Genomic DNA, 20,988 nt, shown 5'->3' on the forward strand with positions numbered 1-20,988 from the left:
GTTGACAGCAACCGCGGACGGCCGGCTCGACCCTGAGTACGATTCCGAGCCGGTCGCGGTGGGCGACCGCCCCCCGGGCCTGCTGGGCACCGGACGGTGGGAGCCCGAGGACACCGACCAGCTCCGGCCGGCCGGTGAAGCGGCTCTCCGGCCCGCCGACGCGCGCGAGGCCCTGGCGCGCGCGACCACCCACCTGCTCTCGCTGCAGTCCTCCGAGGGCTGGTGGAAGGGCGACCTGGAGACCAACGTCACCATGGACGCCGAGGACTTACTGCTGCGCCAGTTCCTGGGCATCAGGACCGAGGACCAGACCCGGGCCACCGCCGAGTGGATCCGCTCGCAGCAGCGGGAGGACGGCACCTGGGCCACCTTCCACGGCGGGCCGCCCGAGCTGTCCACCACGGTCGAGGCGTACGTCGCCCTCAAACTGGCCGGCGACGACCCGGACGCCCCGCACATGCTGGCCGCCGCGCGCTACGTCCGCTCGGCCGGCGGCATCGCGGCCGCCCGGGTGTTCACCCGGATCTGGCTCGCGCTCTTCGGCTGGTGGCCCTGGGAGCGGCTGCCGGAGATGCCGCCGGAGATCATCTTCCTGCCGAAGTGGCTGCCGCTGAACATCTACGCGTTCGGCTGCTGGGCCCGGCAGACCATCGTCCCGCTGACCATCGTCTCGGCCCACCGGCCGGTCCGTCCGGCCCCCTTCCAGCTCACCGAGCTGCACACCGACCCGGACAACCCCTTCCCCGAGCGGCCGCTCGCCCCGGCCACCAGCTGGGACGGCCTGTTCGAACGCCTCGACAAGGCACTGCACGCCTACCACCGCCGGGCCTTCCGGCCGCTGCGCCGCCTCGCCATCTCCCAGGCCTGCCGCTGGATCGTCGAACGGCAGGAGGCCGACGGGTGCTGGGGCGGCATCCAGCCCCCCGCCGTCTACTCACTGATCGCCCTGCACCTGGAGGGCTACGAGCTGGAGCACCCGGTGATGAAGGCCGGGCTCGCCTCCTTCGACCGCTTCACCGTGCACACCGAGGACGGCATGCGCTGGATGGAGGCCTGCCAGTCCCCGGTCTGGGACACCTGCCTGGCCACCATCGCGCTGGTCGACGGCGGGGTGCCGGCCGACCACCCGGCGCTGGTGTCCGCGGTCGACTGGATGCTCGGCGAGGAGATCCGCAAGCGCGGAGACTGGGCCGTCCAGCGGCCCTCGCTGCCACCCGGCGGCTGGGCCTTCGAGTTCGAGAACGACACCTACCCCGACATCGACGACACCGCCGAGGTGGTGCTCGCGCTGCGGCGGGTCGCCCACCCCGACCCGGCCAGGGTCGAGGCGGCGGTGGAGCGCGGCGTGCTCTGGAACCTCGGCATGCAGTCCAAGAACGGCGCCTGGGGCGCCTTCGACGTCGACAACACCAGCCTGCTGCCCAACAAGCTGCCGTTCTGCGACTTCGGCGAGGTGGTCGACCCGCCGTCCGCCGACGTCACCGCCCACGTGGTGGAGATGCTCGCCGAGACCGGCCGGGCCCGGGACCCGCGGACCAGGCGCGGCATCGAGTGGCTGCTGCGCAACCAGGAGGCGGACGGCTCCTGGTTCGGCCGCTGGGGCACCAACTACATCTACGGCACCGGCTCGGTGCTGCCCGCACTGGTCGCGGCCGGCGTCCCGGACGAGCACCCGGCGATCCGCCGGGCGGTGCGCTGGCTGGAGGACCGGCAGAACGCCGACGGCGGCTGGGGCGAGGACATGCGCTCCTACGACGACCCGGAGCGCTGGGCCGGGCGGGGTGAGTCCACCGCCTCCCAGACGGCCTGGGCGCTGATGGCGCTGCTCGCCGCCGGCGAGGGCCCGGACGGCCGGGCCAACCCGGCGGTGGAGCGCGGCGTGGACTGGCTGGTGCGCACCCAGCTGCCCGAGGGCACCTGGGACGAACCGCAGTTCACCGGCACCGGGTTCCCGTGGGACTTCTCCATCAACTACCACCTGTACCGACTGGTCTTCCCCATCACCGCGCTCGGCCGCTACCTCCACGGCGCCCCGGGCAGGACGGGGTCGAGCGGTGCCCCGGCGATCGGGGCGGCGCGGTGACCACCGCCCCGCTGCTCGTGCTCTGCGCCCTGGGCCCCGAGGTGTGGGCCCTGCGCGGCGGTGACTGGCGCGGCGCCGCCGGCGGCCCCCCGGTGCTGGTGCGCACCGGGGTCGGCCGGCGGCGGGCCGGGCTGGCCGTCCGGCGGCTGCTCGGCTCCGCGCCGGGCGGGTACGGCGCCGTCGTGGTGGCCGGCTTCGGCGCCGCCGTCGGCCCGGGCGTGGCGCCGGGCGACGTGGTCGCCGCCGACGGGGTGCGCGACGCGGAGGGCCACCTGTACCCGGTCGACTCCGGGCCGGAACTGGCCCGGGCGCTCAAGGTGCACGGACTGACCGCGCACACCGGGGTGCACCACACCGCCGACCACGTGGTGCGCGGCATCGAGCGGCGGGCCCTGCACCTCCAGGGCGCGCTCGCCGTCGACATGGAGGCCGCCGCCGTGCTGGCCGCGCTGCGGGAGGTCCGTCCGGTGCTCCCGGTCGCCGTCCTGCGGGTGGTGGTGGACACCCCCGAGCGCGAACTGCTGCGGCCCGGCACCCTCCCGGCCGGGGTGCGCGCCTGGCGGACCCTGCGGGCGACGGTACCCGCCCTGGTCGACTGGTACCGGCAGGAGCCCGCGACCGGCTCCGCAGACCTGAACCACCCCACATCCTCGACGCTCCCCCAGGAGGCGAGCTAGCCATGGCCATGCCGTTGCGCCAGACCGTGCGGGTCGGCACCTACCTGATGCAGCAGAAGCTGCTCAAGCGGCGGGACAAGTTCCCGCTGATCGTCGAGCTGGAACCACTCTTCGCCTGCAACCTCGCCTGCGAGGGCTGCGGCAAGATCCAGCACCCCGCGGGCGTCCTCAAGCAGCGGATGCCCGTCGCCCAGGCGGTCGGCGCGGTCCTGGAGTCCGGTGCCCCGATGGTCTCGATCGCCGGCGGCGAGCCGCTGATGCACCCGCAGATCGACGAGATCGTCCGGCAACTGGTCGAGCGCCGCAAGTACGTCTTCCTCTGCACCAACGCGCTGCTGCTGCGCAAGAAGATCGACAAGTTCAAGCCCTCGCCCTACTTCACCTTCGCCGTGCACATCGACGGCCTGCGCGAGCGGCACGACGAGTCGGTGGCCAAGGAGGGCACCTTCGACGAGGCGGTGGCCGCGATCAAGGAGGCCAAACGGCGCGGCTTCCGGGTCACCACCAACAGCACCTTCTTCAACACCGACACCGCGCAGACCGTCATCGACGTCCTCGACTACCTCAACGACGAGTTGAAGGTGGACGAGATGATGATCTCCCCGGCCTACGCCTACGAGAAGGCCCCCGACCAGGAGCACTTCCTCGGCGTCGAGCAGACCCGGGAACTGTTCCGCAAGGCCTTCGCCGGCGGCAACCGGCGCCGCTGGCGTCTCAACCACAGCCCGCTCTTCCTGGACTTCCTGGAGGGCAAGGCCGACTTCGAGTGCACCCCCTGGGGCATCCCCAACTACTCGCTGTTCGGCTGGCAGCGGCCCTGCTACCTGATGGCCGACGGCTACGTGCCGACCTACCGCGAGCTGGTCGAGAAGACCGACTGGAGCAAGTACGGCCGCGGCAAGGACCCGCGCTGCGAGAACTGCATGGCCCACTGCGGCTACGAGCCGACCGCCGTCCTGGCGACCATGGGCTCGCTCCAGCAGTCGCTGCGCGCCATCACCGAGACCGTCGGCGCCAACCGCGGGCGCTGAGCCCGGCAGGGCTCCCGTCCGGCCCGGGCCGTGCTGCCCGGGCCGGCCCCGCCCCCAGCGGCGGGGGCACCACCGCACCACTTCGAGTCGTGAGGTGTACCCATGTCACTGCTCTCCCGCGTCACGTCCCCGGCCGAGCTGCGCAAGCTCCCCGCGGTCGAACTCCCGTTGCTGGCCGACGAGATCCGCGACTTCCTGATCGACGCCGTCACCCGCACCGGCGGCCACCTCGGCCCGAACCTCGGCGTGGTGGAGCTGACCATCGCGCTGCACCGGGTGTTCGACTCGCCGTACGACCGGATCGTCTTCGACACCGGGCACCAGAGCTACGTCCACAAGCTGCTCACCGGCCGCCAGGACTTCTCCAAGCTGCGCACGCGCGGCGGGCTGTCCGGCTACCCCTCACGCGCCGAGTCCGAACACGACCTGGTCGAGAACTCGCACGCCTCCACCGCGCTCTCCTACGCCGACGGGCTGGCCAAGGCCGCCCAGCTGCTCGGCCAGCACGACCGGCACACCGTCGCGGTGATCGGCGACGGCGCGCTCACCGGAGGGCTGGCCTGGGAGGCGCTCAACAACATCGCCGAGGCGCGCGACCGGCCGCTGGTCATCGTCGTCAACGACAACGAGCGCTCCTACGCCAGGACCATCGGCGGTCTGGCCAACCACCTGGCCACCCTGCGCACCACCCGGGGTTACGAGCGCTTCCTCGCCCTCGGCAAGGAGGCGCTGCAGCGCACCCCGCTGGTCGGCCAGCCGATCTTCGACGCGCTGCACGGCGCCAAGAAGGGGTTCAAGGACGCCTTCGCCCCGCAGGGCATGTTCGAGGACCTCGGGCTGAAGTACCTCGGGCCGATCGACGGCCACGACGTGGGCGCGGTCGAACAGGCGCTGCGCCAGGCCCGCAACTTCGGCGGCCCGGTCATCGTGCACTGCCTGACCGTCAAGGGGCGCGGGTACCGGCCCGCCGAGCAGGACGAGGCCGACCGCTTCCACGCCGTCAACCCGATCGACCCGTACACCTGCCTGCCGATCTCGCCCAGCGCCGGGGTCTCCTGGACCTCCGTCTTCGGCGAGGAGCTCGTCGAACTCGGCGCCGAGCGGCCCGACCTGGTGGCGATCACCGCGGCGATGCTCCAACCGGTGGGACTGGGCCCGTGGGCCAAGGCGTACCCGGAACGGACCTTCGACGTCGGGATCGCCGAGCAGCACGCCGTCACCAGCGCCGCCGGGCTGGCCACCGGAGGGCTGCACCCGGTGGTCGCGGTCTACGCGACCTTCCTCAACCGGGCCTTCGACCAGGTCCTGATGGACGTCGCCCTGCACCGGCTGGGCGTCACCTTCGTGCTCGACCGCTCCGGGGTGACCGGGCCGGACGGCGCCTCGCACAACGGCATGTGGGACATGTCGATCCTCCAGGTCGTCCCGGGGCTGCGGCTGGCCGCCCCGCGCGACGCCGACCAGCTCCGGGCCCAGCTGCGCGAGGCCGTCGCGGTCGAGGACGCCCCCACCGTGGTGCGCTTCCCCAAGGGGAACGTCGGACCGGCCGTCGCGGCGGTCGAACGGATCGGCGGGACGGACGTCCTGCTGCGCACCGGCGCCGAGCCGGAGATCCTGCTGGTCGCGGTCGGGACCACCGCCTCCGCCTGCCTGGACGCCGCCCGGCTGCTGCTCGCCGAGGGCTTCACCGCCACCGTGGTCGACCCGCGCTGGGTCAAGCCGGTCGACCCGGTGCTGCCCGAACTCGCCGCCGCCCACCGATTGGTCGTCACCGTGGAGGACAACGGCCGGACCGGCGGTGTGGGTTCGGCCGTCTCCCAGGCGCTGCGCGACGCCGACGTGGACGTGCCGGTGCGCGTGCTGGGCCTGCCGCAGGAGTTCCTCGGGCACGCCTCGCGCGGCGAGATCCTCGAGGAGGCCGGGCTGACCGGCACCGGGGTCGCCGCCCAGACCGCCGTCTTCGCCAAGAACCTGCTACCGACCCGAGGAGCGAACCCGCGCCATGCCGGCTGACCCAGACCGCCCCGCCTTCGACCTCGCCGCGCTCCTCGCCGACCGCGGCCGGGAGCGCTACGAGCTGCACAGCCGCCACCTCAACCCGCAGCTGCCGCGGATGCTCCGCACCATCGGCTTCGACAAGTACTACGACCGCGCCGAGGGGCAGTACTTCTACGACGCCGAGGGCAACGAGTACCTCGACATGCTGGCCGGCTTCGGCATCTTCGCGCTGGGCCGCCACCACCCGGTGGTCCGTTCGGCGATCCAGCAGGTGATGGACCTGGACCTGCCGGACCTGGTCCGCTTCGACTGCTCGCCGCTGCCCGGACTGCTGGCCGAGCGGCTGCTGTCGTACGCGCCGGGGCTGGACCGGGTGTTCTTCGGCAACAGCGGCACCGAGGCGGTCGAGACGGCGCTCAAGTTCGCCCGGTACGCCACCGGACGCAAGCGGATCCTCTACGCCGACCACGCCTTCCACGGGCTGACCACCGGCTCGCTCTCGGTCAACGGGGAGAGCGGCTTCCGCAAGGGCTTCGACCCGCTGCTGCCGGACACCGCCGTCCCGCTCGGCGACCTCGGCGCGCTGGCCAAGGAGCTGAAGCGCGGCGACGTGGCGGCGCTGATCGTCGAGCCGATCCAGGGCAAGGGCGTCCAGGCGCCGCCGCCGGGCTGGCTGCGGGCGGCCCAGGAGCTGCTGCACGAGCACAAGGCGCTGCTGATCTGCGACGAGGTGCAGACCGGGATCGGGCGCACCGGCGAGTTCTTCGCCTACCAGAGCGAGGAGGGCGTGCTCCCCGACCTGGTGTGCGCGGCCAAGGCGCTCTCCGGCGGGTACGTGCCGGTCGGGGCGACGCTCGGCAAGGGCTGGATCTTCGAGAAGGTGTACTCCTCGATGGACCGGGTGCTGGTGCACTCGGCCAGCTTCGGGTCCAACGCCCAGGCGATGGCCGCCGGGCTGGCGACCCTGGAGGTGATGCGCGAGGAGAAGGTGGTGGAGAACGCCCGGCAGGTGGGCGACCGGTTCCGCGAACGGCTGTCCGCGCTGGTCGACACGTACGAGCTGCTCGCCGACGTGCGCGGCCGCGGGCTGATGATCGGCATCGAGTTCGGCCGCCCCAAGTCACTGAAGCTGCGTACCGGTTGGACGGCCCTGCAGGCGGCCCGCAAGGGGTTGTTCGCGCAGATGGTGGTCGTCCCGCTGCTGCAGCGGCACCGGATCCTGACCCAGGTGTCCGGGGACCACCTGGAGGTGATCAAGCTGATCCCGCCGCTGATCATCACCGATCGCGACGTGGACCGGTTCATGGACGCCTTCACCGAGATCATGGACGAGGCGCACCGGGGGAACGGCCTGATGTGGGACTTCGGGCGAACGCTGGTGAAGCAGGCGGTCGGCAACCGCTGACGGTTGCTGCGGGGAGTGGGAAGCGGGAGTGGGAAGCGGGAGTGGGAAGTCGGCCGGGCCGACTTCCCACTCCGTGGGAGACACCGCGTCAGAGCTCGGTCCGGCGACGCCGGACCACCACCACGAGATCGACGGCGGCGAACAGGGTGAGCACACCGAGGGCGATGGCGAAGCCGGTGAGCGTGCCCCGGCTGGGGGCGCCGTCGACCGGGGAGGCGGCCGCCCAGAGGGCGAAGCCCACGGTGCCCAGCAGGAAGAGCGGAGTGAAGGTGAGCGACAACAGGTACCGGAGCTTGAGGTCGCTGCGCGCGTTGACGGGCTCGGTACCGCTGCGCCACCGTCGTGGGGTGGTAGTGCGCATCGCCGATCACCTCCGGGCCGCGCGGGTACGGGCTACGATTCCAGCGTACGTCCGGGGGCAGGGGCCTGGGGAGGCGCGATGACGGGGTCGGACGACGCGGGGGCGGACGCGGGGGGCGTGGACGCGGAGGGGTACGCCGGGCTCCGCGTCGAGCGCGCCGAGGAGCTGGCCCGGCGGCACGGCTGGGCCGCGGTCCGGGTGTTGCAGCACGGGCAGATGATCACCATGGAGTACCGGCCGGGGCGGCTCAACCTCGCCGTGCGGGACGGCGTGGTCGAGCGCAGCTGGGAGGGGTAGTCGGTCCGGTCGGGCCCGGGTGCTCGTCGTGGGACGCGTCGGCGCGACGGCGGACCGCGCCGGGGCACGGACCGGAGTCGGGGCGGACCGGAGTCGGGGGACGGGCCGGCGTCAGGGCGCGAACCGGCGGAGGGCGAACCGGCGGTGGAGGCGTTGCTCGGCGGTGGCGACCAGCGGCTCCAGCAGCGGCAGGGTGAGCAGCACCAGCAGTCCGGCGGCCCAGCCGGCCAGCACGTCGGTGACCCAGTGGGTGCCCAGGTACACGGTGGTGAGGCCGATCGAGCAGGCGGTGGCAGCGGCGATCACCGCTCCGGTGCGCCGCCAGCGGACCGCGAGGTAGGCCAGTACGCCCCAGGTGACCACGGCGTTGGCGGTGTGGCCGGAGGGGAAGATGGTGCCGCCGGAGAAGAGCTCGGGCGAGCCGACGTACTGGGCGTAGTGCGGACCGAGCCGTCCGGTGACGATCTTCACCGCGCCGACCGTGATGTTGAGCAGCAGCAGGGCGACGCCCATGACCAGCAGCGGGCGCAGTCGGCCGAGGCGGCGGGCGCGCCAGGCGAGCCACGCGAAGGCGGCGATGGCACTGGGCCCGCGCTGTCCGGCGACCACCCAGGTGGCGAGCAGCGGTTCCAGGCTCGGCCACCGGTCGTAGGGGCGGAGCAGGCGGACGGACCAGTCGAGGTCGACCAGGGCGGTGTTGAGCAGCACTCCGGCCAGCACCAGCAAGTAGACGCCGCAGGTGGCCGCGAGCAGGGCGGCCCTGCGGCGGCTCATCGGGGGCCAGCCGAACTCGCCCCGGTCGGGGGCGAGCGGGGCGGGGGCGCGATCGGGCCCCGGGAGTTCCCGGGCGTCCGCGGTGCGGCGTTCCGGCTCCTGTCGCGGAATGCGGGCGGCGGTACTTCTGGATTGCACGGAGGTGACCTTACCCATCCTGGCCGGGCCATTCCGGAGGGAATTGTCATTTTCCCGGGAAATCGACAATCGAGTCGGGGAGGGGTGGCCCGGGGAGTGATTCCAGGTATTCCGCCGTCGAATGCCCGTGTGGCCTTCGAATGATTCTCCAAAAGCCTCGGTAAAGCGAATGGGGTGGGGAGCCGGTCGTCCCGGCTTCCCACCCCGTGGTCACCCTGTGTAGGTTCGGTGCTCAGTCGAGGGGGCCGCCCGCGACGTAGATCACCTGCCCGGAGACGAAGCCGGCGCCCTCGCTGGCGAGGAAGGAGATGGTGTGGGCGACATCCTCGGGCTGACCGACCCGCTGAACCGGGATCTGAGAGGCTGCGGCCCGCTTGAAGTCTTCGAAGTCCATGCCGACCCGGGCCGCGGTGGCCGCCGTCATGTCCGTGGCGATGAAGCCGGGGGCGACCGCGTTGGCGGTGATCCCGAACTTGCCCAGCTCGATGGCCAAAGTCTTGGTGAAGCCCTGGAGTCCGGCCTTGGCGGCCGAGTAGTTGGCCTGGCCGCGGTTGCCCTGGGCCGATGAGGAGGACAGGTTGACGATGCGACCGAATCCGGCGTCGACCATGTGCTTCTGCACCGCGCGGGTCATCAGGAAGGCGCCGCGCAGGTGGACGTTCATGACCGTGTCCCAGTCGGACTCGGACATCTTGAAGAGGAGGTTGTCGCGGAGCACGCCCGCGTTGTTGACCAGCACGACCGGGGCGCCGAGTTCGGCCGCCACGCGGTCGACGGCCGCCTGGACCTGCTCGGCGTCCGAGACGTCGGCGCCGACGGCCAGCGCCCGGCCGCCGGCGGCGGTGATCCGGTCGACGGTGTCCTTGCCGGCGCTCTCGTCCAGGTCCAGGACCGCGACCGCGTAGCCGTCGGCGGCCAGCCGGACGGCGGTGGCGGCACCCAGGCCGCGGGCGGCGCCGGTGACGACGGCGACCCGGGGGGCGGTGCTCTGCTCGGTCGTGCTCGCGTCGGTCATGCTCGCTCTCGTCTCTCTCGGGGTGCCTCCGGGGAGTGCCCCCGGAGAGGGTGCCCACACCCTACCGGCGAGTAGGGGAAGCGGCCAGGGTGGAGAGGCGCAGGTGACGGTCGGTAAGGACCGACCGGTCGGCTTTCTGCTGAGAACGGGTTACTGCAAGGCCTTGGCAGCGCGTAAATATGCCAATGTCGCCGAACCTGCGTCTACTATCCGCCCCTGCCTGCCAGCACGGGCCCGCCGTTTGTATAGTGTCCGCCAGCAGCCACCGGCTGCACGGCTGGAGCGCCCTCCCTCATAGCTGGACGCCCACTCGCCGTTACTGCCCCACCCGGGTGTCCCACACACACCGGGTGTGACATCGGGACGGATACATGGTGCTGGGGGAGATCCCGACAACCCGCGTGTCCGCGCGACTGCAGCAGTCGCCCGGACACCTCATTCGCGTCGCACAGCAGGTCCACACCCGACTGTGGTCCGAGCACGTCGGAGCCGATCTCACGGCTCCGCAGTTCGCCGTCCTGCTGGTGCTCGCCCTCGAACCGGGCGCTGACCAGCGGACGGTGGGCGAGCGCGCCTCGCTCGACAAGGCCACGATGGCGGAGATGGTCGCGCGGTTGGTCCGCCGCGGCCTGGTGCTGCGAAGGCGTGATCCGGCCGACGGCCGCCGCAAGCTGCTCGCGCTCTCGCAGAGCGGTGCCCAGGCGGTGCGCGAGGCCACCGGCGGCGTGGTCCGCGTGCAGCGCGTGCTGTTCGAGCCGCTCAGCCCGGACGAGCAGATCGAGATCGTCCGGGTGATGGCCAAGATAGCCAGGCTGGAGCCCGCCGCGGTCGCGGTGTTCTCGGACGCGCGGCCGATACTGGACGCCCAGCGCGCGATCGGCTACCTGATCCGGGTCGGCCAGCAGGTGCACACCAAGCTCTGGTCGGAGCACGTCGGCGCCGAGCTGACGGCTCCGCAGTACGCCGTGCTGGACGCGCTGGAGCTCGAACCGGGCGCGGACCAGCGCACGGTCGGCGAGCTGGCCTCGCTGGACAAGGCCACGATGGCGGAGATGGTCAGCCGGCTGGTGCGCCGCGGGCTGGTGCTGCGTCGGCGTGACCCCTCGGACGGCCGCCGCAACCTGCTGTCGCTCTCGTCGGCGGGCCAGGACCTGCTCCACCGGTCGGCCGCGGGCGTGGCCGAGGTCCAGCGGCTGCTGCTCGCGCCGCTGCCGGAGGAGGAGCACGAGATGGCGCTCGCGCTCATCGCCAAGGCGGCCAGGCTCTAGGCAAAGCTTCCGTAACGCCAGCAAAACGATTCGCCAACGGGCTGAAGGCCTGCGTCCGTCGGTGAGTCCGGGTACGCCGAAGTACCGCCCGTCCCTGCTCGGGACGGGCGGTACTTCCCCATGACGGGCAGTCGGCCGGAGACCCTTCCAGGGCCGTCTTTCACGGACCGCCTTCCGGGGCCCGTCCCGAACCGCCGCAGGCGGGGGCTCGGGGACGGGCCGTGGCGGGGGCACCGTGCCATGACTGGCGGCGCCCCCGCGTCCGGTATCAGTTCCAGTCGAAGCCCTGCGGGTCAGGGCCGATCCGCTTGCCGGTGGCGACGCCGGCGATGGCCGCCAGGTCCTCGGCGTCCAGCTCGAAGCCGGTCACGTCCAGGTTCTCCCGGATGCGGGACGGGGTGACCGACTTCGGGATGGCGATCACGCCGCTCTGCAGATGCCAGCGGAGCACCACCTGGGCGACCGTGCGGCCGTGCTTCTCGGCGATCTTCACCAACGCCGGCTCGGCCAGCAGCTCGCCGCCCTGGCCCAGCGGGCTCCACGCCTCGGTGGCGATGCCGTGCCGGGCGTGGAAGGCGCGCAGCTCCTCCTGCGGGAAGTACGGGTGCAGCTCCACCTGGTTCAGCGCCGGGACGACCGAGGCCTCGTCCACCAGGCGGGTGAGCTGCTCGGGGCCGAAGTTGGAGACGCCGATCGACTTGGCCCGGCCGTCCGCCTTCAGCTGCTCCAGGGCCTTCCAGACGTTCAGGTAGGTGCCGTGCATCGGGCGCGGCCAGTGGATCAGGTAGAGGTCGACGTAGTCGAGGCCGAGCTTGTCCAGCGAGGCGTCGAACTCGCGCAGCACCGCGTCGCGGCCCTGCTCGCCGGACCAGTCGCGGGTGCCCGAGTTCCACAGCTTGGTGGTGACGTAGAGGTCCTGACGGGCGACGCCGCCCGCGAGGGCCTCGGCGATCGCCGCGCCGGTGCCGGCCTCGTTCTCGTAGATCGCGGCGGTGTCGATGGAGCGGTAGCCCGCCTCGATCGCGGTGCGGACGGCGGCGGTGGCCTCGCCGTCCGGGACCTGCCACACGCCGAAGCCGAGCTGGGGGATGCTGGCGCCGTCGTTCAGGGTGACGCTGGGGATGTTGCTCACGGGAAGGGTTGCCCTCTCCTGGTCGTGTCCGGTTCCAGTGGGGCCAACTGGCACCCGGCGACGATTGTTCCCGCCGTTCGGGCGAATCCCCGCAGGCGCTCCGGGGCGGCCTGGCGGGTGCGGGCGGCCCCGGAAAAACCTGTTGCGTGGATCACACCGGGCTTGGCAGGCTCACCGACATGACCTCCTGAGACCAGGGCCCTTCGCGCCCGACCCGTGCCAGTCCGGCCGCCGGCGCCGGGCTCGGAGACCTTGCCGCGTCGCCGTGCGGTCTGGCCGGCCGCCCGGCCCGCCGTCGGTTCGTCCCCCGCACTCGCCGCCCTCCCGTGGTTCCGCGCGCGGACCCCTGCGCCCGCGTAACCCTGCGTCGCCGTACCTCCGGAACGCCCCGCACGTCCGCACCCTCCGCATCGGAGTGCCATGCCGCTCACCCCCCTGCCGCTGGCCGACCCCGGCAGTCCCGACCTCTCCTCACCCCTGGCCTTCCTCCGCTGGCTGCAGCGCGCCCAGCGGCGCGGGCAGATCCGCGCCACCTGCTGGGCGCTGATCGAGATGGGCTCCCAGGCCGCCCAGCCGGTGGCGCTCGGGCACGGCGTCCAGGCCGCCGTCGACGGCGACGCGGGCGGGATCTGGCGGGCCGGCGCGCTCGCGCTGCTGCTCTCCGCCACCGCCGCGCTCGGCACCGTGCTGCTGCACCGGCAGGCGGTCTGGAACTGGATCCACGCCGCCTGCCAGGTACGCCAGTTGGTGGCGGGGCAGGCCTCGCACCTCGGGGCCGGACTGTCCCGGCGGATCGCCACCGGGGAAGTGGTCGCGGTCGGCAGCGGGGACGTCGAGCGGATCGGCTGGTACGTCGAACTGGTCGCCCGGGTGCGGGCCGCCGTGATCGTCTGGCTGGCCGTCAGCTCGGTGGTGCTGGTGGCCGAACCGGTCCTCGGGGTCGGGGTGCTGCTCGGCGTCCCGGTGCTGGCCGTCTCGGTCTGGCCGCTGATCAAGCCGTTCGAGCGGCGGTACGAGGAACAGCGCCGGCTCGGCGGCAAGGCCTCCGAGCTGGCCGCCGACACCGTCGCCGGGCTGCGGGTGCTGCGCGGCATCGGCGGTGAGGAGCTGTTCCTGGAACGCTACCGGAAGGCCTCGCAGAAGGTCCGGTCGGCGGCGGTCCGCTCGGCCCGGATCTCCTCCCTGATGCAGGCCCAACAGGTCCTGCTGCCGGGCCTGTTCGTGGTCGGGGTGACCGGGTACGGCGCCCGGCTGGCGGCCTCCGGCGAGCTCGCCGTCGGCACCCTGATCGCCGTGTACGGCGCGACGGCCTTCCTGGCCTCGCCGCTGCGGATCCTCGGCGAGGCGGCACATGCCTGGAGCGTCGCCAGGGTCTCCGCGGGGCGAGCCGTGCGGGTGCTCTCGCTCGGCCGCACCACCGGCACGGCCGACGCCGTACTGAGCCGGCCCGGCACGTCCGACCTGCACGACCCGGTGACCGGGCTGACCGCGCGGGCCGGCGAGCTGACCGCGGTGGTCTGCGGGGATCCGGACTTCGCCGGGGCGCTCGCCGAGCGGCTCGGCGGGCACGTCCCGCTGCCCGAGGGCGAGCGGGCGCAGCCCTCCGTCCGGCTCGGCGGCACGGAACTCGACGCGGTGCCGCTGGCCGAGGCCCGGGCGGCGGTGCTCGTCCACGACAAGGAGCCGGTGCTGCTCTCCGGCACGCTGGCCGAGCTGTTGGACGTCCCGTCCTCCGGGCGGGTGCCGGCCGCCGCGGCGCTGGCCGCGGCCCGCTGCGAGGACGTGCTGGAAGCGCTCGCGGACGGCTCGCCGGACTGCGGGGGCGACCCGATGCTCGCGCGGATCACCGAACGCGGGCGCTCGCTGTCCGGCGGGCAGCGGCAGCGGCTGGCCCTGGCCCGCGCACTGCTCGCCGACCCGCCGGTCCTGGTGCTGGACGAGCCGACCAGCGCGGTGGACGCCCACACGGAGTCCCGGATCGCCACCGGGCTGCGGGACACCCGGGCGGGTCGCACCACCGTGGTGTTCGCGACCAGTCCGCTGCTGCTCGACCAGGCGGACCGGGTGGTGCTGCTGCGCGACGGCCGGGCGGTCGCGACCGGCCGCCACCGCGAGCTGATGCGCACCGAGCCGGCCTACCGGGCCGTGGTCACCCGCGACGAGGAGGCCGCGCCGGTATGAGCACCGCAGCCGACCGTCCGGTCCGACGACCGAGGAGTACCTCATGAACCCCCCCGTCCACCAGGAGCAAGGACCGGCCACCACCCTGCCGGTCGGCTCGCCGGCCGCCGTGCGCGGGTACCTGGGGCTGCTGGCGCGGCGCCACCGGCGAGGGTTCGCCGCCGTGGTGGGGCTGCACTCGCTGGCCACCCTGGCCGGGCTGATCGGGCCCTGGGTGCTCGGCAGCCTGGTCGAGTCGCTGGCCGCCGGCACCGCCGGCGGGACCATCGCGGTGGCGGTCGGCTGGTACCTGCTCGCGCTCGCGGTGCAGTCCGCGTTCACCGGGTGGTCGCGGATGCGCGGAGCCGTGCTCGGTGAACGGGTGCTGGCCGACCTGCGCGAGGACTTCCTGGTCCGCTCGGTCGCGCTGCCGACCGGCGTGCTGGAACGGGCCGGCACCGGGGACCTGGTCTCCCGGGGGACCACCGACATCGACCGGTTGGACAAGTCGGTGCGCGAGGCGGTGCCCGAACTCGCCGTCGCGGTCGTCTCGTTGCTGCTGGTGCTCGGCGCCCTGCTGGTCACCTCGCCGCTGCTCGCGCTGACCTCGCTGGTCGGACTGCCGCTGCTGCTGGCCAGCTCCCGGTGGTACTTCCGGCGGGCCCCGCAGTCCTACCGCAACGAGTCGGCCGGGTACGCGGAGGTGAGCAACGTGCTGGCCGAGACGGTGGACGCCGGTCGGACGGTCGAGGCGCTGCGCCTGGGCGATGAGCGGGTCCGGCTGACGGACCGCAAGCTGCGCGAGTGGCTGGCCTGGGAGCGCTACACCCTGTGGCTGCGCTCGGTCTGGTTCCCCACCATCGAAGCGGTCTACGCCTCGGGGGTGCTGACCACGCTCGTGGCCGGCGGGCTGTTCACGCTGAAGGGCTGGCTCACCGTCGGCCAGTTGACCACCGGCGTGTTGTACGCCCAGATGCTGATCGGACCGGTGGACCTGATCCTGCGCTGGTACGACGAGCTGCAGATCGGGCAGGCCTCGCTGGCCCGGCTGGTGGGGGTGCACGAGGTGCCGGAGCACGAGGGCGACGAGTCGGCCCGCCCCCGGGGCCGTCGGGTCGAGGCCAGGGACGTCGGCTTCGGCTACCGCGAGGGCGCGGACGTCCTGCACGGGATCAGCCTGGACGTGGCCCCCGGCAGCCGGGTCGCGCTGGTCGGCCCGTCCGGGGCGGGCAAGTCCACCCTCGGGCGGCTGCTGGCGGGGATCTACGCGCCGGGCCGGGGCACCGTCACCCTCGGCGGTGCCGCGCTGGCCCGGATGCCGGCCGAGCGGGTCCGGGCCGAGGTCGCCCTGGTCAACCAGGAGCACCACGTGTTCGTCGGCACCCTGCGGGACAACCTCCGGCTGGCCGCGCCCGACGCGGACGACGCCGAACTGCGGGCCGCACTGGACGCGGTGGAGGCGGGAGCCTGGGTGGACGCCCTGCCGGAGGGGCTGGACACCGAGGTCGGCTCCGGCGCCACCTCGCTGACCCCGCCGCAGGCCCAGCAACTGGCCCTGGCCCGGCTGGTGCTGGCCGACCCCCACACCCTGGTGCTGGACGAGGCGACCTCGCTGCTGGACCCGCGCGCCGCCCGGCACCTGGAGCGCTCGCTCTCCCGGGTGCTGGAGGGCCGGACGGTCATCGCCATCGCCCACCGGTTGCACACCGCGCACGACGCCGACGTGATCGCGGTGGTCGAGGGCGGGCGGATCAGCGAGTACGGCAGCCACCCCGAACTGGTGGCGGCGGGCGGCCCGTACGCGGCGCTCTGGCGCTCCTGGCGGGACGAGCGGTAGCGGGCGCGTCCGGCCTGGGGCTCGCGGCTCGGGTTCGGCTCGGGGCTCGCGGCTCGGGTTCGGCTTCGGGCGGGGGCTGGGGCTCGGGCGCGAGTGCGGGCCGTGGCCCGAACCCGGGCCGGGGCCCCTGCGGGGGAAGATCGGTAAACCCGCGCGGGGTCGGGTTGCCCCGTGCGGGTTACTCGGCGACCCCTCAGGGCGCGTAACCGGGCAAACCGCCGCCCCGGCCAGCAGACTGCTCCGGTGACCAAGATTTCAGACGGCTCCTCCCGCCCCCAGCGCAGCGAGATCGGCGGGGTCCCCACGCGGTACATCGGGATCGGCGTCATCGTCGTCCTCGCGGTGTGGTTCCTGTTCGCGAACCTCGACAAGGTCAAGATCCAGTTCTGGGTCTTCACCGTCACCGCGCCGCTCTGGATCGCCCTGCTGGCCACGCTGATCGCGGGCGCGGCACTGGGCTGGCTGTTGAAGGGGCGGCGGCTCCGGTGACAGCCGAACCTCCACCGGCACCGACCCCTTCCACGGCCTTCACCCCCCTGATCGAGATGCGCGGCGTCAACAAGCACTTCGGGGACCTGCACGTGCTGCAGGACATCGACCTGACGGTCGGCCGCGGTGAGGTCGTCGTGGTGATCGGCCCGTCCGGCTCCGGCAAGTCCACGCTGTGCCGGGCGATCAACCGGCTGGAGCCGATCGAGCGCGGCACCATCCTGATCGACGGCCAGCCGCTGCCCGCCGAGGGAAAGGGCCTGGCCAGGCTGCGCGCCGAGGTCGGCATGGTGTTCCAGTCCTTCAACCTGTTCGCGCACAAGACCGTGCTGCAGAACGTCTCGCTCGCCCAGATCAAGGTCCGCGGCCGCTCCAAGGAGGAGGCGGACACCAAGTCGCGCTCGCTGCTGGAGCGGGTCGGCCTCGCGGCACAGGCCGACAAGTACCCGGCCCAGCTCTCGGGCGGCCAGCAGCAGCGGGTCGCGATCGCCCGGGCACTGGCGATGGACCCCAAGGCGCTGCTCTTCGACGAGCCGACGTCGGCGCTCGACCCCGAGATGATCAACGAGGTGCTCGACGTCATGCGCCAACTCGCCGGCGAGGGGATGACCATGGTCGTGGTCACCCACGAGATGGGCTTCGCCCGCGCCTCGGCGAACCGGGTGGTGTTCATGGCCGACGGACGGATCGTCGAGGACCGCGCCCCGGAGGACTTCTTCAGCGCCCCCGAGAGCGAGCGCGCCCGGGACTTCCTGTCCAAGATCCTCAAGCACTGAGGCGGTGCCGTGACCCGTAAGACGACGCCCCCCGCGCGGGCGCGCCGCCGCGGCGTGCGCGTCGCCGCGCTGCTGCTCACCGCCCTCGCGGCCGGCTGCGGCAAGGCCGGCACTCCGCCGCCCAAGGGCCCGCAGCCCAGCGCGTTGCCCGTCTACCAGGTGCAGGACGCCTCCTCGATCACCGGCTCGCCGACCCTGGACGCCGCCCGAGCCCGCGGCCGGCTGGTGGTCGGCGCCAAGGAGGACCAGCCGTACCTGGGCCAGAAGAACCCGGCCACCGGCGTCTACTCCGGCTTCGACATCGAGATCGCCAAGATGGTCGGCGCCTCGCTGGGCTTCGGGCCGGACCGGATCCAGTTCAAGACCATCGCCTCCGCCAACCGCGAGACCGCCCTGCAGAACGGGCAGGTCGACTACTACGTCGGCACCTACACCATCAACGACAACCGGAAGAAGCTGGTCGGCTTCGCCGGGCCGTACTTCATCGCCGGGCAGTCCCTGCTGGTGCGCAAGAACGACGACAGCATCCACGGGCCGCAGGACCTCAACGGCAAGAAGGTCTGCTCGGCGTCCGGCTCCACCCCGTACCAGCGCATCCAGTCGCAGTACCCCGAGGCCCACCTGATCGGCTACGACACCTACTCGGCCTGCGTGGACAACCTGATCACCAACCAGGTCGACGCCGTCACCACCGACAACGCGATCCTGCTCGGCTACGCGGCCAAGGTGCCGGACGAGCTCAAGGTGGTCGGGCCGCCGTTCTCGACGGAGCCGTACGGGATCGGGACGCCGAAGAACGACACGGTGCTGCGCATGGCCCTGAACGACGCCCTGGCGCAGCACGAGCAGAACGGCGACTGGAAGAAGGCCTTCGACGCGACCCTCGGACTGTCCGGGGAGCCCGCGCCCGCCCCGCCGCCGATCAACCGGTACTGAGAGGGCCGCGCCGTGAAAACGCTGACCGACAACTGGTCGACCTACTGGGAGGGCTTCCTCGGCACGCTCTCGCTGTTCGCGGTGAGCGCCGTGCTGTCACTGGTGCTGGGCGTGCTGATCGCGGGCTTCCGGGTCTCGCCCGTGCGGCCGCTGCGGGTGTTCGGGACGGTCTGGGTGACGGTGCTGCGCAACACGCCGCTGACCCTGCTGTTCTTCATCGTGGTGCTGGGCCTGCCCCGGTTCGACATCACGCTGCCCTTCTACACCTTCGCGGTGCTGGCGCTCGGCTGCTACACCTCGGCCTTCGTCTGCGAGGCGATGCGCTCGGGCATCAACACCGTGCCGGCCGGGCAGGGGGAGGCGGCCCGCAGCCTGGGCATGAGGTTCGGGCAGACGATGAGCCTGGTGGTGCTGCCGCAGGCGTACCGGTCGGTGGTGGCCCCGATCGGCAGTGTGATGATCGCGTTGGCCAAGAACACGGCGATCGCCGGCTCCTTCAGCGTCACCGAACTGCTGGGCACCTACCGGACCATCAACGAGCTCGGGTACAGCATCATCTGGACCTTCGTCTGGATCGCCGTCGGCTACCTGATCATCACCCTGGCCATCAGCGCCGTCTTCAACCTGCTGGAACGACGAGTGGCGGTGTCCCGATGACCGTTGGATCCTCGGCGCTGTACGACATCCCCGGCCCGAAGGCGCTGGCCCGGCACCGGCTCTACGGCGGGATCGCGCTGCTGCTCATCGCGGCGCTGGTCGGCTGGGTCGTCTACATGCTGTTCCACACCCACCAGTTCACCCAGGCCAAGTGGGAGCCCTTCGCCTATCGCGGCGTCCAGGACCTGCTGCTGCGCGGGCTGGGCAACACCCTGCGGGCCTTCGGCTGGACGGTGCTGTTCGCGCTGCCCTTCGGCGCCCTGTTCGCGGCCGGGCGGCTCTCCGACCACCGGGTGGTGCGCTGGTTCTCCACCCTGGTGGTGGAGTTCTTCCGGGCCATGCCGCTGCTGGTGATGATCTTCTTCGTGTTCGTCGCCCTGAAGGTGCAGCCGCTGTGGGCCCTGGTGGCCGGGCTGGTGCTCTACAACGGCTCGGTGCTGGCCGAGGTGTTCCGGGCCGGCGTGCTCGCGGTGCCCGCGGGCCAGCGCGAGGCCGCCTACGCGCTGGGCATGCGCAAGACCCAGGTGATGACGTACGTGCTGGTGCCGCAGGCCAACCGGGCGATGCTGCCGGCCATCATCAGCCAGCTGGTGGTCGCGCTCAAGGACACCTCGCTCGGGTTCCTGATCACCTACGAGGAGTTCCTCCACGCGGGCAAGCTGATCGCCACCAACCTGGACTACGACCTGCCGTTCATCCCGGTGGTGATGGTGATCGCGCCGATCTACATCGGGATGTGCCTGCTGCTGTCCTGGCTCGCCCGCTTCGTCGAGCGGCGCGGCCGGCGCAGCCCGAGCATGCGGGGCGGGGCGCCGGTGGCGAAGGCCGAGGTGACGATGGGGTTGCCGCCGGCGGCACAGCAGTGAGGCGGTTGGTTCGAGACTGAACCATAGGTGCGAATGGGGCTGGGGCCGGTACCCCCAAATTCCTCTTATGATTTCGGGGAAGGGGAAGACGACCGGGCGGAGGGGCCATGGAGCCGGTGTTCGACTCGCGGCACATCAGGACGTTCCACGAAGTGGTCCGGGCCGGTTCGTACTCGGCCGCCGCGCGCGAACTCGGCTACACCCAGCCCGCCATCACCCAGCAGATGAAAGCCCTCGAACGCAGCGTCGGCGTCCCGCTGTTCACCCGCGCCGGACGCGGCCTGCGGCTCACCGAGGCCGGCGAAGCGCTCTCCCGGCACGCCGAACTGATCCTCGGCAGCCTCTCCGCCGCACAACAGCAGCTCGCGGCGCTCGCCCGGCTGCGCGCCGGCCGGGTGCGGGTCTGCGCCTTCCCCAGCGCCAACGCCACCCTGATACCCGAGACGATGGCCCGGCTGCTCGCCGAGCACCCCGGCGTACGGGTCGAACTGCTGGAAGCCGAGCCGCCGGACTCCGTCCAGCGGCTGCTGCGCGGCGAGTGCGACATCGCGCTGGCCTTCCGCTACCCCGGGGCGGCGAACGAGGTGCCGGACGGGGTGGACGAGATCCCGCTGATGGAGGACCTGCTCACCGTGCTGCTGCCGGTCGGACACCCGCTCGGCCGCCGGCACGCCGTACGCCTCGCCGACCTGGACGGCGAACGCTGGATCGCGGGCTGCCCGCGCTGCCGGGCCAACCTGCTGCACGTCTGCGCCGAGGAGGGCTTCGCGCCCGACATCGTCTTCTCCACCGACGACAACCTCGCGGTGCAGAGCCTCGTCGCCGCCGGGGTCGGGATCGCGTTGATGCCCGCCCTGGTGCTCTCCTTCATGTGCCACCGCAAGGTCACCGGACGGGCCGTCGAGCCGCACCTGCGCCGGCAGGTGTGCGCGTACGTGCTGAGCGAGCACCGGCGGATCCCGGCCACCGGACTGGTGCTGGACCACCTGCGGCAGGCGGCGGCGAGCCGGGTCGGATGCTGACCCATAAGGGATAGTGGGGGTATCGCTTAGGAACCCTCCTTGGACGTGATGGGTCCGCAGGTCGGA

19 protein-coding genes are annotated in these 20,988 nt (G+C 72.5%); 15 read left to right on the forward strand and 4 right to left on the reverse strand.

Annotation, left to right across the window (positions count from 1 at the left end):
- The first annotated feature begins 1 nt into the window (after position 1).
- From shc to ACGF07_RS22115, 5 genes are all read left to right on the forward strand, one after another.
- Complete coding sequence (gene shc / locus ACGF07_RS22095) at positions 2–2,083, forward strand: squalene--hopene cyclase (RefSeq protein ID WP_392901354.1); 2,082 nt, start codon at positions 2–4, stop codon at positions 2,081–2,083.
- A complete protein-coding gene (locus ACGF07_RS22100) occupies positions 2,080–2,760 on the forward strand; it encodes a 1-hydroxy-2-methyl-2-butenyl 4-diphosphate reductase (protein WP_392901355.1) in 681 nt (226 codons plus the stop codon). Before shc ends, ACGF07_RS22100 begins: the two co-directional genes overlap by 4 nt.
- Before the next feature lie 2 nt (positions 2,761–2,762).
- Positions 2,763–3,791, forward strand: coding sequence for an adenosyl-hopene transferase HpnH (gene hpnH, locus ACGF07_RS22105; protein WP_350749608.1), 1,029 nt, complete (start codon positions 2,763–2,765; stop codon positions 3,789–3,791).
- A 102-nt stretch (positions 3,792–3,893) separates the two neighbouring features.
- Positions 3,894–5,804: a 1-deoxy-D-xylulose-5-phosphate synthase gene (gene dxs / locus ACGF07_RS22110; RefSeq protein WP_392901357.1), complete on the forward strand. Its 1,911-nt coding sequence runs from the start codon at positions 3,894–3,896 to the stop codon at positions 5,802–5,804.
- The gene (locus tag ACGF07_RS22115) at positions 5,794–7,194 is read left to right on the forward strand and encodes an aspartate aminotransferase family protein (protein ID WP_392901359.1); all 1,401 of its coding nucleotides are present in this window, start codon (positions 5,794–5,796) and stop codon (positions 7,192–7,194) included. Before dxs ends, ACGF07_RS22115 begins: the two co-directional genes overlap by 11 nt.
- Before the next feature lie 88 nt (positions 7,195–7,282).
- On the opposite strand, the gene ACGF07_RS22120 is transcribed toward ACGF07_RS22115, so the two are convergent.
- Complete coding sequence (locus ACGF07_RS22120; protein WP_350740290.1) at positions 7,283–7,555, reverse strand: DUF6343 family protein; 273 nt, start codon at positions 7,553–7,555, stop codon at positions 7,283–7,285.
- A 78-nt stretch (positions 7,556–7,633) separates the two neighbouring features.
- Here ACGF07_RS22120 and ACGF07_RS22125 point away from each other — a divergent pair, with 78 nt between their 5' ends.
- On the forward strand, positions 7,634–7,852 hold the full coding sequence (locus tag ACGF07_RS22125; RefSeq protein ID WP_392901361.1) for an I78 family peptidase inhibitor: 219 nt from the start codon (positions 7,634–7,636) through the stop codon (positions 7,850–7,852).
- A gap of 111 nt (positions 7,853–7,963) precedes the next feature.
- Here ACGF07_RS22125 and ACGF07_RS22130 read toward each other — a convergent pair whose 3' ends face one another.
- Positions 7,964–8,764 (reverse strand): phosphatase PAP2 family protein, encoded by an 801-nt coding sequence (locus ACGF07_RS22130; protein ID WP_392901363.1) that lies wholly within the window; start codon positions 8,762–8,764, stop codon positions 7,964–7,966.
- Positions 8,765–8,996: 232 nt separating this feature from the next.
- A complete protein-coding gene (gene fabG / locus ACGF07_RS22135) occupies positions 8,997–9,779 on the reverse strand; it encodes a 3-oxoacyl-ACP reductase FabG (RefSeq protein ID WP_350740299.1) in 783 nt (260 codons plus the stop codon).
- A 401-nt stretch (positions 9,780–10,180) separates the two neighbouring features.
- On the opposite strand from fabG, the gene ACGF07_RS22140 reads away from it, so the two are divergent.
- Positions 10,181–11,047 (forward strand): MarR family winged helix-turn-helix transcriptional regulator, encoded by an 867-nt coding sequence (locus ACGF07_RS22140; protein WP_350740301.1) that lies wholly within the window; start codon positions 10,181–10,183, stop codon positions 11,045–11,047.
- Between the two features lie 268 nt (positions 11,048–11,315).
- On the opposite strand, the gene ACGF07_RS22145 is transcribed toward ACGF07_RS22140, so the two are convergent.
- The gene (locus ACGF07_RS22145; RefSeq protein ID WP_350740304.1) at positions 11,316–12,179 is read right to left on the reverse strand and encodes an aldo/keto reductase; all 864 of its coding nucleotides are present in this window, start codon (positions 12,177–12,179) and stop codon (positions 11,316–11,318) included.
- A gap of 420 nt (positions 12,180–12,599) precedes the next feature.
- On the opposite strand from ACGF07_RS22145, the gene ACGF07_RS22150 reads away from it, so the two are divergent.
- The 8 genes from ACGF07_RS22150 (at position 12,600) to ACGF07_RS22185 (ending at position 20,922) form a co-directional block, all read left to right on the forward strand.
- Positions 12,600–14,360, forward strand: coding sequence for an ABC transporter transmembrane domain-containing protein (locus ACGF07_RS22150; protein ID WP_392901364.1), 1,761 nt, complete (start codon positions 12,600–12,602; stop codon positions 14,358–14,360).
- A gap of 43 nt (positions 14,361–14,403) precedes the next feature.
- A complete protein-coding gene (locus tag ACGF07_RS22155; RefSeq protein WP_392901366.1) occupies positions 14,404–16,176 on the forward strand; it encodes an ABC transporter ATP-binding protein in 1,773 nt (590 codons plus the stop codon).
- A 243-nt stretch (positions 16,177–16,419) separates the two neighbouring features.
- Entirely contained in the window at positions 16,420–16,665 is a 246-nt protein-coding gene (locus ACGF07_RS22160; protein ID WP_350740313.1) for a LapA family protein, read from the forward strand.
- Positions 16,666–16,712: 47 nt separating this feature from the next.
- Positions 16,713–17,441: an amino acid ABC transporter ATP-binding protein gene (locus tag ACGF07_RS22165; protein ID WP_392901419.1), complete on the forward strand. Its 729-nt coding sequence runs from the start codon at positions 16,713–16,715 to the stop codon at positions 17,439–17,441.
- 9 nt (positions 17,442–17,450) lie between these two features.
- Entirely contained in the window at positions 17,451–18,377 is a 927-nt protein-coding gene (locus ACGF07_RS22170; protein WP_392901368.1) for a glutamate ABC transporter substrate-binding protein, read from the forward strand.
- A gap of 12 nt (positions 18,378–18,389) precedes the next feature.
- A complete protein-coding gene (locus ACGF07_RS22175; RefSeq protein WP_392901370.1) occupies positions 18,390–19,034 on the forward strand; it encodes an amino acid ABC transporter permease in 645 nt (214 codons plus the stop codon).
- Complete coding sequence (locus ACGF07_RS22180) at positions 19,031–19,900, forward strand: amino acid ABC transporter permease (RefSeq protein WP_350740322.1); 870 nt, start codon at positions 19,031–19,033, stop codon at positions 19,898–19,900. The genes ACGF07_RS22175 and ACGF07_RS22180 overlap by 4 nt, the downstream gene beginning before the upstream one ends.
- A 116-nt stretch (positions 19,901–20,016) precedes the next feature.
- Positions 20,017–20,922: a LysR family transcriptional regulator gene (locus tag ACGF07_RS22185; protein ID WP_350740382.1), complete on the forward strand. Its 906-nt coding sequence runs from the start codon at positions 20,017–20,019 to the stop codon at positions 20,920–20,922.
- The last annotated feature ends 66 nt before the right edge of the window (positions 20,923–20,988 follow it).

This window comes from Kitasatospora sp. NPDC048194, assembly GCF_043202455.1.
Classification (GTDB): domain Bacteria; phylum Actinomycetota; class Actinomycetes; order Streptomycetales; family Streptomycetaceae; genus Kitasatospora.